Source organism: Siphonobacter sp. BAB-5405, assembly GCF_002872335.1.
Taxonomy (GTDB): domain Bacteria; phylum Bacteroidota; class Bacteroidia; order Cytophagales; family Spirosomataceae; genus Siphonobacter.
Genome location: NZ_NJAG01000001.1, coordinates 221,934 through 236,263, shown reverse-complemented (window position 1 = coordinate 236,263; position 14,330 = coordinate 221,934). Strand labels below are relative to the sequence as shown.

Genomic DNA, 14,330 nt, shown 5'->3' with positions numbered 1-14,330 from the left:
GACGATGGAACGTAAAGACTTTTTGAAACGAGGATTTTCTGCATTAGGATACATGGCCATAGCTCCCCTGTTGGGTAGCTGCAAAAAGGATGAAGATAGTACAACACCGGAAAGTGGTACCGAAACGGGGTCGGGTAGCTGTACGGCAACGCCTTCAGAAACCGAAGGTCCATTCCCTACGAAATCGCCCAGCTCACTGGTTATCACGGACATTCGTTCGGACCGTACGGGGGTGCCCTTTACGATTAAAATCAACATTCAGAATAAAAATAATGCGTGTGGAGCGTTAGCGGGAGCCTTAGTAGATATCTGGCACTGCGACAAGGACGGTAATTACTCGGAATACGGCGGAACGGGGATGCAAAGTAGTAACTTCACTTCCGTGCACTTTTTGAGGGGACGGCAAACGACCGATGCGAACGGATTAATTACCTTTACCTCGATTTTCCCGGGCTGGTACTCCGGCCGGGCTCCGCACATTCACGTACACATCTATAACTCGAGCGGAAAATCGTTGCTGGTTACCCAGATTGCGTTCCCCGAAGATGTGTCGAACACCGTCTATACCACGGCCACGAACCTGTATACCCGTGGTAAGCAGGATACCAGCAACGCTCGGGACAACGTATTCGCTGACTCCATCGCTACCGAACTTGCTACCGTAACCGGTAGTGTGGCGGCGGGATACGTACTCACCCACACGATTGTGGTGAGTGCTTAAGGCATACGAGATCAAGGAAAGAATTTTTGTATCCGGCTATCCCTCGATCATCGAGGGTAGCCGGATCGCCAGTATCTGGATTGTTGCTTTGCCAGAAGAAAACGGCGATGCAAAAAGATCGGGTACGTTTGGATGAATTTCAATGCAGATTAATACGACGTACATAAATCTACGTTTTAATAACTATGAGAAAAAGCATGATTCGACTGAGGTACCGTAAGGTAATTACGGCAGCCTCGACCGCTGCCTGGGAACGGCAGGTATTTGAGGAGACGTATCAGGAACGTTTTGAGAAGCTTGAATACCACCAGTCGTCGCAACGTTACCAGACGCAGGTGCTGGCGGCAGAGCCACAGGCCGATCAGGAGCTGGTAAGTACGGTAATCATGGACTATATCGAACAACTGCAGGGATACGTGCCTGACGTGGTAAATACCGCCGGCCAGCGGACGCTTCCCTTTCGGGAATTCAAGTCCGAAATCCTGAATGCTCACGTGGAACAAAAGCAAGAGCACGCCGTTGTGATTGATTTTTACAGCGAACCGCTCACCTGGATTGATGTAGTAGGAACCCATCTGCTTGTTGCCTATGGCGATCAGTTGGCGGCTTTATGGGCTGGTCAGGACGTAGAAAAGGAGCTAATCCCGCTGCAACCCCTTTTAAATATTCATTCGATTCAATAACAAGGAATGAAACAGGACTCGGTAGAAGCTCAGATCTACCTGGCTAATCAGCGGGGGCTAACGGAATTGGACTGGTTGCGAAGCTGGCAGGTATTCAACTTCGGATTGTATCAGGTGGAAGGTCGGCAGCCGTTTGGTGACTTACGGGTATTCAACGACGATACGCTACAAGCTGGAGCTCGTCTGCGTATGCAGGCTGAGGGAAATACCCGCGTACTCATTCTACCACTGGTGGGTGGCATCGAGTACACCGACGGAATGGGGGGGCATACGTTTGTTGCCGCTGGGCAAACGTTGGAGGTAACCACTCCCGATACGCTTTCGTACGAAATTGCCAATCCGTATGAGGAGGAATTGATCAATTTCCTGCAAATCTGGATTCATCAGGAAACGGATGCGTATCGTCTTACCAGCCAGTCGTTCGAGTTGAGTCCAGGCAATCAGCTGATACCCATTAGTCAGGATCAACCGTATTACGTCGGGCAATACGACGGGCGGGCGGAAGGTCAGTATACGCTCAATAATCCAGCCAAAGGCGTATTTATTTTTATCATTGAAGGGGCCTTTGAAATGCAGGATCGACTCCTGGAAAGTCGGGATGGATTATCGCTGAAAAATACGGGAGCGGTTGAGTTTGAGGCCCTTTCTTCGGGAGCTATTGCATTAATTTTGGAAGTGTGAAAAGGGATACGCTGGAAAAGTCGCTGCCCAGTACCTTACAACGACGCATTCAGATTCGGATGAATAATTTCTTCTGATACATCCAGTACAAAATCAGCCAGTAACACAGCAATACGATCAGGCCACGTAGGATAGGTGCGTAGGGTTCGCCTAAAAACTCATACACGTTTGGCCCGAAATGCGTACGAAAGGATTCTGCAATGAATGGTTCAAACAAATGAGCCATGCAGTAGGCGGCAATGGAATTTACGCCAATAACCAGTAAGGGGAAACTCCAGCGTTGCCATTTCCGAATGTCAATCAAGAAGTAAAATAACGCCAGTAACAAAAAGCACCAGCCCCCGCTGAAAAGCACCCAGGAGGGCGTCCAGATGCGTTTGACGGAGGGGCAAAGGCCGCTTACTGATAACAGGCTACCGAGTAGTAATCCGGCTACGCCCACAATCAGAAAGCGTTTGAATAAGCCCGCCGACTGAGCCCGTACCCAGCGACCCGCCTGTAGTCCGAGTACCATAGTGGCCAGCGTTGGTATAAAGCTCAGGGTGGCATAGCCGCCCTCGTTGTAAAGGAAAGGTTCTTCGCGGGGAAACAGGTTAAGAAACCAGGTATCGAAGGCCCAGGCCAGATTAGTATTCTTATTGAAATGAGCGGCAATGCCGGTAAAATGATACGGCCAGTCAGCGGGTACGCCGACACGTTCGGGAGCCATGGCTGGAACGGGGTACAGCACAAACGCCAGCCAGTACCCTACTAAAATCACCCCCAAAGCAATCCATCCCGTACGGAACGAGCGTTGAGCAATCAGGAAGAGCAAGGGATACCCCAGACCAATTTGGGTTAGTGTATCTTCGAACGTAAAGTTGGTTTGTGAACGGCCAATGGATCGCAGGAAAATCCCCAGTAGGATTAAAATCAGCGAGCGACGCAGCGTATGGGCAAACTGAAGTCCAAAAGGTTCGCTCTTGCTGATACGACTGGCCAGGGAATAAGGCAGAGCCACGCCCACCAGAAACGAAAACGAAGGCTGGATGAGATCATGAAGCGAGCAGCCCAGCCATTCCGCGTGACTTTGGTGATACGCCAGAAACTGCCAGAATGTACTTTCAGGAAAGTTTTCAGCGACGCGACCCAGCTGTAGCACTTCCGCCATCATCAAAAACATCACAAAGCCGCGGTACGCATCCATCGACAGGAGTCGGCCTTTGGGAAAGGTAGTAGTAGTAACAGACACGATACGATAGGTTTATCAAGAGGTAATGGTTTGCTGAGCTAAGATAGGGGAAAAGGGTGGGGCGATACTACATTCCTACTAAATCGTTGGCAGTAAGCAGTTCAGCAAAAAAGGAAAGGCTCACCACTCGGTGAGCCTTTCCTTTAAATGAAAACCAATAATCAGTATTAATCTCTCGCCCGGTTATCCGGAGCGGGAGCTTCCAGACGTTTCACCGGATTCTTTTTGAGTTGATCCAGTACGGTTTCAATGGCTTTTTCCAGTTGGGGATCTTTGCCATTCTGCGTATCCTTTGGCGTCATTTCGACTTCAATATCCGGAGCTACGCCGATGTTTTCTACTTCCCATTTACCGTCGGGCGAGTAGATACCAAAGCTGGGCGAAGTAACCGAACCACCGTCAATCAGCGAAGGATAGCCCGAAATACCGACGAGCCCACCCCAGGTACGCTTACCAATAATGGTACCCAGATTCCGGCGACGGAAGAAATTCGGTAAAGCATCACCACCCGAACCCGCGTACTCATTAACGATCATCACCTTAGGACCGTAAATGGAAGCCGCGGGTGACGTAAAGGATTTGCCTTCCCGACCGTTCCAGTAGCTCAGTAGCGGCCGATTCAACATATCGATAATGTAATCCGCCACGAAACCACCGCCGTTGAAACGCTCATCGATAATGACCGCGTCTTTATCCAGCTGACTGTAATAGTAGCGGTTGAAGAACGTGTATCCATCGGAACCCGTGTTCGGCAGGTATACGTAGGCTACTTTGCCACCCGTTGCCGCGTCTACTTTGCGGCGGTTGCCTTCCACCCAATCCATCTGACGAAGGCCTGTTTCGTTCGCAATCGGAACGACCGTTACGGTACGGGCACCGGATTCACTGGGTTTGCTGTTGACTTTCAGTACCACCTGCTTGCCCACCAGATTTTCGAAGAAGCTATAAACGTTATCCGTAGCCCGTAGCGGACGACCATTAACGGCAATCAGGTATTCACCCGCCTTGACCGTAACGCCCGGCTGGGTTAGCGGAGCTTTCAGATTTGGATTCCAGTTCTCACCGTTGTACACTTTCTTGAAGCGGTAATAGCCATTGTCCGTTTCGTAATCAGCTCCCAGTAAGCCAATCTGAATGGGTTTTACTTCCGGAAAATCACCCCCGGATACGTAGTTGTGTCCCACAACCATTTCACCCATCATCTCACCAATCAGATAATTAAGATCGGAACGGTGAGCGACATACGGCAGAAATTTCGCGTACTTCTCTTTCACACCTTTCCAGTCGGCTCCGTGCATGTTGGGTACGTAGAAATAATCCCGCTCAATCCGCCAGAATTCGTCGATCATCTGCTTCCACTCGTGGCGGGGATCAACCAGTGCCTGTAAACCGCTGGCGTCTACTTTGCCATCACCCGGATTCACTTTTCCACCGACGTCTACAATACCTACATTAGAACTGCCCGAGAAATACAGGAGTTTTTTGCCATCGGCACTGAGCGTGTACCCAGCTACACCCGGCAGAAAGGGTTCAGACTTGCGTTCCTTCAGATCAAATCGATTCAGGGATGGAGCCGTTACCGCGTCGCCGTAATTGACGTAGAACAGTTTACCCCCATCGGCTACGGCCAGAGTACCGAGAGCAGCCGCCGGAATAGGGAGTGCCAGAATGCGTTGGCCAATGCCCTCCAGATCCACGACGACTTTCGGCGTCGGCTCATCTTTCTTGGGCTCGTCTTTCTTCGCGGCGTCGGACTTTTTATCTTTTTTACTGTCGTCTTTTTTATCGGACTTTTTCTCGTCTGCTTTCTTCTCATCGTTACCTTTTTCCGAGTCAGAAACCTTCTCTTCGTCCGATTCCGGAGCGAAAGGGGAAGGATCTTTCGCATTCAATACCACCACGTACATATTACTGGTCACCCGCCGATCGTAGGCACTCATGTCCAGCCCGCTTACGGTTGTACCGGTATTGGTGCTGGCTGTGAAGAATACGTATTTGCCATCCCGGCTGAATACCGCATTACCGGCATCACTCTTGCCATCGGTAATGGCCGTTGCTTTGCCCGTTGCGATTTCGTGCAGGAAAACAGTATTCAGGTAATTGACCTGCTTTTCGGAGTATACAATCCATTTGCCATCGGGCGAGAAATGGCCCTCCAGATTGGTGCTGGGTCCGTAGGTGTCCGTCGCTACTTTGACGGGTTTCTTCGCCGACAGATCCATGTACCACAAGTTCAGCTTCTTGTCCTGATACAGGATTTTCTTGCCATCGGGCGAAAACTCCGTCAGGCGATAGAAGGAAGGCTCGCCCAGCGAAATAACCTCCGGCTCTTTCTCGCCTTTCTGATCCACCAAATGCAGCTGGTATTCGCCGGAAGCGTCGGATACGTAAGCAATTTTGTCTCCTTTGGGGGACCAGATTGGGTCGCGGTCGTGGGTACCATCGCTGTGCGTCAGGTTACGCCAGTCGCCTTTTTTCGCTGGAACGGTATAAATGTCGCCGCGTGCTTCGATTGCCACGCGTACCCCGCTGGGCGAAAGACTGGCATTCCGAATCATGTTGGAAACGTTTTTCCAGGTGGGTCGTAGAGCCAGAATTTCGGGAGATATACTGATGGGGACGGGTGTGGCTTTACCCGAAGCAGGTTCCAGGGTATGCAGACGTCCGGCGTATTCAAAGACCAGTTCCGATCCGTTGCCCGTCAGCGTTTTGACATCATAATCCGTGTAATGCGTGATTTGCTTGACTTGTTTGGTCGAACGATCAAACTCAAACACGTTCATGATTCGATTCCGATCCGAAAGAAAATAGACTTTCGAACCAATCCACACGGGCTGAACGTCGGAAGCATTCACGTGCGGAATCAGTTCCGAATCCATCGTTTTCGTATTCACCAGACGAATGGGCGTCGTCATCCCGCCCCGGTAGCGTTTCCAGGTGTTGAAAGCATCCGTAATGGTTGTATACGCAATCGTCTGACCGTCGGGTGAGTAGCTGGCCCAGTTACCGCTCATGATGATGGGTAATTCCTGCGGTAATTCTCCATTGAGCGATACAGTAAACAATTTAGGATAACGGGGTGTGGTTGAATTGGCCGTCGACGTGAACAACAGGTGTTTACCATCGGGCGACCAGCTACGGACTACATCCGCACTGGGATGCCAGGTTACGCGTTTGGGTTCACCGCCGTTGATCGAAATGGTATAGATGTCGGCGTTGCCGTCGTACGTGCCGGTGAAGGCAATGGTTTGTCCATCCGGAGAGAACAAGGGGCCACTTTCCGTACCAGGAGCAACCGTAAGTCGGCGGGGTTGCGAACCATCCCGATTGGCAATCCAGAGATCACCGCCGTACGTAAAGGCAATGTGCGTTTTGGATAACGTAGGCTGACGAACCAGTAAAGTTTCGTTGGAATGCTGGGCTTTCAATTCCGGACTTTGTGCCAGAAGTAAAGCTCCCAAAGCGGTTAGGAGTATATGACGCATGGGGGAAGCGGTTGATGTCACAAAAGATGCAGGATGCAAATTAGCAGCTTAAGGCTGCATTTGGTACCATTGCTTGATCGTTGGTGGCTAAATTATTGATGGATGGTAGGGCTTGGCGTAAACGGTCGGGAGAAGAGGCAGAAAATGAAGGCTGAAGTCGGGAAAAGGATAGCTGGTGCCTCGTACCCCGCATTGCATACGGGGCTAATCAGGTTGAACCCTTCGGGTTTGGGGATTCGATTAAAGAGGCAGTAACTGGTATACGTTTCCAAACCAGCCCCACAGGGGGTGTCGCACTTAATCGTCCCGTTTCAATTTTCAGTATAGAAAAACGATAACGTAAACGGGACGGGTTGTTCGTAGCATTCGCTACGGAAGCAAACGTTGGTAGGCTGTGCCTACCAGGCGGGACGCACCTATACCCCGCATTGCATACGGGGCTAATCACATTGAACTCCTTGGGAGTTAGGAAGTCGGTTGAGGAAAGGGTTGCACGTTTTTAAACTGTACCAAACAGAATAGTCTTCCTGTTTCAATCACGAAAAATGAAACAGGGTCATGTAAGGGGAACGGGTTGTTCGTAGCATTCGCTGCGGACGTAAAAGTTAGTAGGCTGTGCCTGCCGGCTTAGTCGGTCGACACGATTTTTTTAGTAGAAGAATGGTGCAGGATAATGTACAAATCCTGAAAAATGATTAGGCTAGACGAACCAATCATACTGCAACGACAATAATCCTAAAATCAAAACCCCTTCATGGTTGAATACAATTCCAAAGACTGGTTTAAGGCCGTCTTTCGCGTTCACAAGGCTGAAACCATTCACCGACTGGCTCCGCTTCTCGTTGGAATGACGGTATACACAACGATAGTAGCCGTGCTAGTACTGGAATTCTGGCATCCGGGGCCGGACTCTGATCTGAGAAGTATTGCTACGGCTCATTCATTACTGGGTTTTGTGATGTCGCTTTTACTGGTTTTTCGGACCAATTCGGCCTACGATCGCTGGTGGGAGGGGCGGAAGCTCTGGGGAAGTCTGGTTAATAATTCCCGAAATCTGGCGATAAAACTGGCCCATATTATTCCACAGGAGGATACCGACGACCGGGCTTTTTTCCGACACATGATTCCCAACTACGCCTTCTCGCTGAAAAACCATTTACGCGGCGTCTTTGTACCAGAAGACTTAAAAGCCGCTCCCGGTTTTAACCCCACTGATCTGAATCCGGAGCAACACGTACCTAACCAGATGGCGATGCGGATTTTCAGTAAGATGGATGAGTTGTACCAGAAAGGCGTCATTCGGCCCGAACATTTGCTGGTACTCAATCCCGAATTTCAGTCATTTACGGACATTCTCGGCGGTTGCGAACGGATCAAAAAAACGCCGATCCCGTTTTCGTATAGTTTGTTTCTCAAGAAATTCATCTCCATTTACTGTCTGTCCCTGCCCTTTGGCTACGTACTTACGCTCCACTACTCCGTGATCCCGATGGTACTTTTTATTTTCTACGTACTGTCCAGTTTAGAGGAAATTGCGGAGGAAATCGAAGACCCCTTTGGCAAGGATTACAATGATTTACCGACCGATGATATTTCGACGGGTATACGTAAGGCCGTTGGTGATTTACTATGAAGAAAGCATTGAGAGTTTCAGGTTCTTATTTTTTTCATTTTTTCAAGGGAAAAAATCTTTTTTTAGCGGTCTTGTAAATAATCTAACTTTCCATTAAAAATCAGCCAGTTCGTAGTGCGTTCTTGTGTTGAAAACACGTACCTTTGCCGCCGATTTCGCCCTGTGGCGATTACAGGATTATTCTAATCAAAAATTACGTATTCAAATGGCAGTGGCAGAACTGGAAGTGAGACTCGCCGACCGTATCAACGCGTTGGAAGAGTCATCGACGCTGGGCATGACGAAAAAAGCCCGCGAATTGGCCGCCCAAGGACACAAGGTCATCAGCCTTTCTGTGGGTGAACCCGATTTCAAAACCCCGCAACACATTTGCGAAGCCGCCAAGAAAGCCATCGACGATGGTTTCCACGGTTATTCGCCCGTTGCTGGCTATCCCGATTTGCGGAAAGCCATTGCCGATAAGCTGAAGCGTGATAATAATATTGACTGGAAACCCGAAAACATCGTGGTTTCTACCGGAGCCAAACACTCGCTGGCCAACGTGCTGCAAGTACTGGTAAACCCCGGTGATGAAGTCGTCATTTTCGCTCCGTACTGGGTGAGCTACTCCGAAATGGTGAAGCTTGCCGAAGGTACATCCGTAGTAATTGACGGAGCTTTTGAAAATAACTTCAAGGTTACGGCCGAGCAGTTTGAAGCCGCCATTACGCCTAAAACCAAGGTCGTCATGTTCGCATCTCCTAACAACCCGACGGGTTCCGTATACTCGGAAGCCGAATTGCGGGCGATTGGCGAGGTCGTGGCTCGTCACGAGAACGTGTTCGTGGTCGCCGACGAAATTTACGAATACATTAACTTCACGGCGGAAGGTCATTTCAGTATCGGCTCGATTCCTGAAATCAAAGATCGCGTCATTACCGTAAATGGGGTAGCCAAAGGCCACGCCATGACGGGCTGGCGGATTGGTTTCATCGGAGCCGTCAAGTGGATTGCCGATGGCGTAGAAAAACTACAAGGGCAGGTTACTTCGGGTACGAATTCAATCGCCCAGAAAGCGGCGGTAGCGGCCTTTAATGGTCCTCTGGATGATGCCAAGAAAATGAAGGAAGCCTATCAGCGTCGCCGCGAACTGGTGGTTGGAAAGCTGAAAGAAATTCCCGGATTTAAAGTCAATGTACCCGATGGAGCATTCTATGCCTTCCCCGACATCAGTGCGTATTTCGGAAAATCAGACGGTACTACGACGATTAACAACTCAGACGATTTCTGCAACTGGCTGCTCGATCAGGCTCACGTAGCCACGGTAGCGGGTTCCGGTTTTGGTGCTCCGAACTGCATGCGGATTTCAACGGCGGCTGCCGATGAGCAACTAGCCGAAGCTTGTGACCGTATCAAAGCAGCGGTAGCCCGACTGAGCTAAGATTTTTGGATTTTATTGCCTGTTTGCGTACAGCCTGCATGGGAAACCTTGCAGGCTTTTTTTATGGTTTAAGCAAACGACATTCACGCCTGAGACTATTGGATTATACGTTTCTAATTTGTAAATGCCAAAACGTACCTTTAGTTTCAGCCCGGGTTCTAAACCCATAACCTTTCCGCTACCATGAAAAACTTCCGCTACCTTCTGCTCGCCCTGGTATTCTTTGCCTGTAAAAAAGATAAAGACCCAGAAATCGAAAAACCTGAGGAACCTAAAAAGATTTACTTTACTGGCATCACCAGAACTAATGCTAGTGGTATCATTATCAGTACGGATTCAACCGACTGGAAATTCAACGATACCTGGGTGGAACAAGAGGAAAAGTTGTTTTCAACCACAAACGAAACCGTATGCACAACTCCGCATACGCACAACATATTCGCGTACCCTAATCCCAGCGATGGTATTTTTAGCCTGTATGTGAAGAAAGATTCCGCAACTCACGTACAGATTCGACTGGTCGATCAGGATTTTAAAGTAATTCTTTCCCGCGATACGGTTTTCACTGGTATTTCACTGATCAATGTAAAAGCTACGGCTCCTAAGGATACCATCCGGATGTACTACAAGTTCATCGACGGTACGTGTGTTCGTAAGGGCCACGGCGATCTGCTCATTCAGTAACTACTCGCGGGCGGTGGCAATCATAACGCCGCCAATGGCCATGAGTACAGCTCCGGCAATTACGACCCAATTGATTTTTTCTTTCAGGAAAACGATACCGAAAATCAGAGCCAGTACGAAGGAAAGGTTCGTAATGGGCGAAACCTTTCCTGCCTCACCGAGCTTGAGAGCCCGAAAACTGAATAGCGAGGAAAGACAGGTAATGATACCGGCTAAAATCAGAAACACCCAGGTACGACGTTCAATGCGGGTCACCTGACTAAGGCTGCCCTGCCAGGCGACTACGCTCCAGGCTACAATAATGATGAGTACGGACTGAATAGCGAAGGCCAGATTTGAATCGACGTCCTTGACTCCAATCTTTGAGAAAATAACCACAATGGCGGCCGAGAGTGCCGCCAGCAAGGCGAATACGATCCACATACAAGTCAGAGGATAAGTGCAGACCTGCTTTCCAAAAAGGAGCGTTCCAGCCTGACGTATTATCCATTGAATCAGAAGGGATTACTGCTGGAGGTATCCGGCGATTCCAGGACAATCCGGGTACGGGCCAGCGTCTCGGGGTAGTTGTTCTGAATGAATGTAATCAGGTGTTCGCGTACGTAACAACGTAAATCAAAAGCATCGCCGGAGTTACGGCAGCTCATCAGGCACCGAATCTGCATACTGCGTTCGGTAAAGTCCGTTACTTGCAATACGTCTACCTTTCCGTCCCAGAGCGAGTTGCTGCGTAATAAACGACTGAGTTCTTGGCGAACGGGCTCGATGGGAAGGGTGAAATCCGTATAGATAAACACGACGCCCAGAATTTCGGCGGTGGTACGGGTCCAGTTCTGAAAAGGCTTTTCGATGAAATACGTAATGGGCAGAATCAGGCGGCGTTTATCCCAGATGTTGACGACGACGTACGTCAAGGTAATTTCCTCCACCTTTCCCCATTCGCCTTCCACAATGACTACATCATCAATCCGGATGGGTTGGGTGAATGCAATCTGAAAACCGGCTAACAGGTTACCCAGAGACTTTTGGGCAGCAAAACCGATGATAATACCGCCAATCCCCACGCCCGTCAATAACCCGGCTCCGATCTTCCGCATACTTTCAAAGTTGAGTAGTACGGCTGCTGAGCATAAAATGACAATAAGCGAAATGACGAATTTCCGGATGAACTGAATCTGCGTACGGAGCTTCCGTTCGCGGAGGTTATCAATTTTATTGGAATCGAAAAAATGGTACAGGTAGTCCTCCAGTACCCGAACCAGCTTGATCAGAATGACGGCGAAGGCAATGGTAATGCAAATTTCAAGGATTCGGTTGATGGTTACGCGGGAGGCCCGTTCCAAATGCATAAGCGGAAAGAGCGTATTGAACACGAGTAGCGGAATCAGAAAAATCAGAATGGACTTGAAATGCCGGATCGACGAACGGAAAATAGAGTAGGGCAGTTCACGGGCCGTGAGCTTGCGAATGACGGGTACGACCAGATATTTCAGGATGACGCCAATCAGGATCGAAAAGACAATGACGCACAGATTCCACACCGAATTTTCAGGTCGGAAAGGAAATTGACATTCTTGAGAGCTGCCAGTTCGGATAAACGCAGACCCACACTGGCCGCCGGGAACACCGCATACCGATTCGCGGCACTGAAGCGTGAGGAACCATCCCGCCGCAGCGTAAAGTCAGCCAGGAAGAAATCTTTGTAGGCGTAGTTGACTTTACCAAACAACGAAAACAGACGCGTACGGTTAACGCCCCGGCCGCTGTTCTGCAGGCCCAGCGGACTACCGGCATTCAGGTACAGGTAATCGGGATCCTCAAACGCGTAGTTACTACGAGTAGCGTCGAAGATGAAGTCGTACGTAGCAATAGCCTCCGTACCTGCCAATACGTTGATGCTGTGGTTGCCAAACGTTTTATTGTACGTCAAGGTGTTGTACCAGGTCCAGGAGTTGTCGTACCGGTTTTCTACCCGTAAGCTATTCGTATTGCGAGCTTCCGGAGACTCGGGATCAAGCGGCGTAAAGGGATTGAAATTGTAAGTATTGTACTCAATACCCATACTGGTACGGAACACCAGACCTTTGAAGATGTCCAGATCCAAAAAGGCGTTTCCAAACAAGTGAATACCTTTGGTTACGTTGTCTTTGTTACGATATAGCTCGGCTACCGGGTTGCGGGCGTTACCTAAGTTCGCTCCTTTTGCTCCGGCAAAGTTTCCGGCAACGTCGTATACCGGAATCAGGGGGTTCATCCGTACGGCAAAGGCAATGGGGTTTGATTCATCATTGTTGGTAATGCCCACCCGCTCATCATACGATACGGTAAAGTTTTCACCAATGCGAATACGGTCTTTCAGCTTGAACTCCGTATTGGCCCGTAAAGAATACCGCTTATAGTTGGTATACTTCATGATTCCCTTCTGATCAAAATAGTTGAAAGAAATCGCGTACGAACCCTTATCCGTGCCACCGCTGGTACCCAACTGATAGTTCTGAATCAGGGCGGGATTAAAGAGTTCTTTCTGCCAGTTCGTACCTTGCTTGTTCGCCTTCGTAATCATGAACTTCGTTTTACCCAGATCCGGATTTCGCAGATCGTAGGTGTAGTTAACGTAGTTGCCATTCGCATCACGAGCTACGCGGGCATCGCCTTCGAATACACCGGAGGGATAGATGTAATCCGGAATGACGGGCTGCTCACCGCTGCCGTACTGGCCGTGTGAAGGCGTTTGGCCGACGTTTCGTGCCGAAGCCCAAATCTGCTGACCTAGCTCCTGGGAGTTAAGCAGGTTAAGGAATTTACCCGGACGCTGCACGCCCACGTACATGTCGAAGGTCAGCTTGGGTTCGCCAGGCTTTCCTTTTTTAGTGGTGATAATTACGACCCCATTAGCGGCCCTGGCTCCGTAAATCGACGCTGCTGACGCATCTTTCAGTACCTGCAGACTTTCAATATCGTTCGGGTTGATATTATTCAGAGTACCCTGCGTAGGAACGCCATCGACGATATATAGAGGCGAGTTATTGTTGATGGTACCAAATCCCCGAATCCGTACCATGGTACCACCGCCGGGCGAGTTGTCGTTACCTACCGTTACCCCGGCTGCCCGACCTTGCAGGGCCTGCGTCAGGTTGGCCGTAGGCAGAGCCGTAAGATCGGCCCCTTTGACAACGGTTACAGCACCGGTAATGTCCTTTTTCCGCTGGGTGCCATAACCCGTAACGACTACTTCATCCAGGGCCTTGGTTTCTTCCTGTAAGCTGACGTTAAGCGTGGTCTGCGTACCAACGGTCAGCTCCTGAATACGGTAACCAACGGCAGAGAAAACAAGCACATCGGAAGTACTGTTGCTATTGATCGCATACAGGCCCGATGCATCCGTCACAACGCCACGAGTGGTTCCTTTTACCTGTACACTTACGCCAGGAATACCCTGTCCATCCGCGGCAGAGACTTTCCCCGTGACTCGACGTTCTTGTGCATAAACCATCTGGACTATTCCAAGTAGAATAGCACATACCCAAAGTAAGGATTTTTTCATGTAGAAGTAATTGAATAGTTAAATAGGGCTTATTCTGTTAGGAGGTGATTTGTCTGCAATTATTAAAAATTATTCTACGAAATGTCAAATTGTGCCGACGTATAGCATTGTTCAATTTTCAAAAAAATACTTAATTTTTAGGAAGCTCAGTGTTAATGGAGAAGAATAAAAGGCTATTTTTTACTGGTATTATTTCGTTAAAAAATAATATATTTCTGTAATTTTAGTTAAAGACAGAATAAAATACT

Annotated in this window: 11 protein-coding genes; 6 read left to right on the top strand and 5 right to left on the bottom strand. The window is 49.3% G+C overall.

What is annotated here, in order from left to right:
* Positions 1-4: 4 nt before the first annotated feature.
* The 3 genes from BWI97_RS00945 to BWI97_RS00935 all read left to right on the top strand — a co-directional run bounded on the left by BWI97_RS00945 (position 5) and on the right by BWI97_RS00935 (position 2,085).
* The gene (locus tag BWI97_RS00945; protein WP_102199701.1) at positions 5-721 is read left to right on the top strand and encodes an intradiol ring-cleavage dioxygenase; all 717 of its coding nucleotides are present in this window, start codon (positions 5-7) and stop codon (positions 719-721) included.
* 197 nt (positions 722-918) lie between these two features.
* Positions 919-1,404 (top strand): hypothetical protein, encoded by a 486-nt coding sequence (locus BWI97_RS00940; RefSeq protein ID WP_102199700.1) that lies wholly within the window; start codon positions 919-921, stop codon positions 1,402-1,404.
* 6 nt (positions 1,405-1,410) lie between these two features.
* Positions 1,411-2,085: a pirin gene (locus BWI97_RS00935; RefSeq protein ID WP_102199699.1), complete on the top strand. Its 675-nt coding sequence runs from the start codon at positions 1,411-1,413 to the stop codon at positions 2,083-2,085.
* 49 nt (positions 2,086-2,134) lie between these two features.
* Here BWI97_RS00935 and BWI97_RS00930 read toward each other — a convergent pair whose 3' ends face one another.
* Positions 2,135-3,316 (bottom strand): acyltransferase family protein, encoded by a 1,182-nt coding sequence (locus BWI97_RS00930; protein WP_369826515.1) that lies wholly within the window; start codon positions 3,314-3,316, stop codon positions 2,135-2,137.
* Positions 3,317-3,483: 167 nt separating this feature from the next.
* On the bottom strand, positions 3,484-6,801 hold the full coding sequence (locus tag BWI97_RS00925) for a S41 family peptidase (RefSeq protein ID WP_102199697.1): 3,318 nt from the start codon (positions 6,799-6,801) through the stop codon (positions 3,484-3,486).
* Positions 6,802-7,555: 754 nt separating this feature from the next.
* On the opposite strand from BWI97_RS00925, the gene BWI97_RS00920 reads away from it, so the two are divergent.
* The 3 genes from BWI97_RS00920 (at position 7,556) to BWI97_RS00910 (ending at position 10,538) form a co-directional block, all read left to right on the top strand.
* On the top strand, positions 7,556-8,434 hold the full coding sequence (locus BWI97_RS00920; RefSeq protein ID WP_094808229.1) for a bestrophin family protein: 879 nt from the start codon (positions 7,556-7,558) through the stop codon (positions 8,432-8,434).
* A gap of 205 nt (positions 8,435-8,639) precedes the next feature.
* Positions 8,640-9,854, top strand: a complete 1,215-nt coding sequence (locus BWI97_RS00915) for a pyridoxal phosphate-dependent aminotransferase (RefSeq protein ID WP_102199730.1) — start codon at positions 8,640-8,642, stop codon at positions 9,852-9,854.
* Between the two features lie 183 nt (positions 9,855-10,037).
* The gene (locus tag BWI97_RS00910; RefSeq protein ID WP_102199696.1) at positions 10,038-10,538 is read left to right on the top strand and encodes a hypothetical protein; all 501 of its coding nucleotides are present in this window, start codon (positions 10,038-10,040) and stop codon (positions 10,536-10,538) included.
* On the opposite strand, the gene BWI97_RS00905 is transcribed toward BWI97_RS00910, so the two are convergent.
* The 3 genes from BWI97_RS00905 to BWI97_RS00895 form a co-directional block, all read right to left on the bottom strand.
* Entirely contained in the window at positions 10,539-10,961 is a 423-nt protein-coding gene (locus BWI97_RS00905) for an EamA family transporter (protein WP_094808231.1), read from the bottom strand.
* Positions 10,962-11,032: 71 nt separating this feature from the next.
* Positions 11,033-12,079, bottom strand: a complete 1,047-nt coding sequence (locus BWI97_RS00900; protein ID WP_233207714.1) for a mechanosensitive ion channel family protein — start codon at positions 12,077-12,079, stop codon at positions 11,033-11,035.
* Positions 12,043-14,031: a SusC/RagA family TonB-linked outer membrane protein gene (locus BWI97_RS00895; RefSeq protein WP_233207713.1), complete on the bottom strand. Its 1,989-nt coding sequence runs from the start codon at positions 14,029-14,031 to the stop codon at positions 12,043-12,045. Before BWI97_RS00895 ends, BWI97_RS00900 begins: the two co-directional genes overlap by 37 nt.
* Between the last annotated feature and the right edge of the window lie 299 nt (positions 14,032-14,330).

What these genes read in the sequence shown, in the direction of transcription:
- BWI97_RS00945 (WP_102199701.1), top strand. Translation starts at nt 5, where the DNA reads ATGGAACGTAAAGACTTTTTGAAACGAGGATTTTCTGCATTAGGATAC.
- BWI97_RS00920 (WP_094808229.1), top strand. Translation starts at nt 7,556, where the DNA reads ATGGTTGAATACAATTCCAAAGACTGGTTTAAGGCCGTCTTTCGCGTT.
- BWI97_RS00915 (WP_102199730.1), top strand. Translation starts at nt 8,640, where the DNA reads ATGGCAGTGGCAGAACTGGAAGTGAGACTCGCCGACCGTATCAACGCG.
- BWI97_RS00905 (WP_094808231.1), bottom strand. Translation starts at nt 10,961, where the DNA reads ATGTGGATCGTATTCGCCTTGCTGGCGGCACTCTCGGCCGCCATTGTG.
- BWI97_RS00895 (WP_233207713.1), bottom strand. Translation starts at nt 14,031, where the DNA reads ATGGTTTATGCACAAGAACGTCGAGTCACGGGGAAAGTCTCTGCCGCG.
- BWI97_RS00910 (WP_102199696.1), top strand. Translation starts at nt 10,038, where the DNA reads ATGAAAAACTTCCGCTACCTTCTGCTCGCCCTGGTATTCTTTGCCTGT.
- BWI97_RS00935 (WP_102199699.1), top strand. Translation starts at nt 1,411, where the DNA reads ATGAAACAGGACTCGGTAGAAGCTCAGATCTACCTGGCTAATCAGCGG.
- BWI97_RS00940 (WP_102199700.1), top strand. Translation starts at nt 919, where the DNA reads ATGATTCGACTGAGGTACCGTAAGGTAATTACGGCAGCCTCGACCGCT.
- BWI97_RS00925 (WP_102199697.1), bottom strand. Translation starts at nt 6,801, where the DNA reads ATGCGTCATATACTCCTAACCGCTTTGGGAGCTTTACTTCTGGCACAA.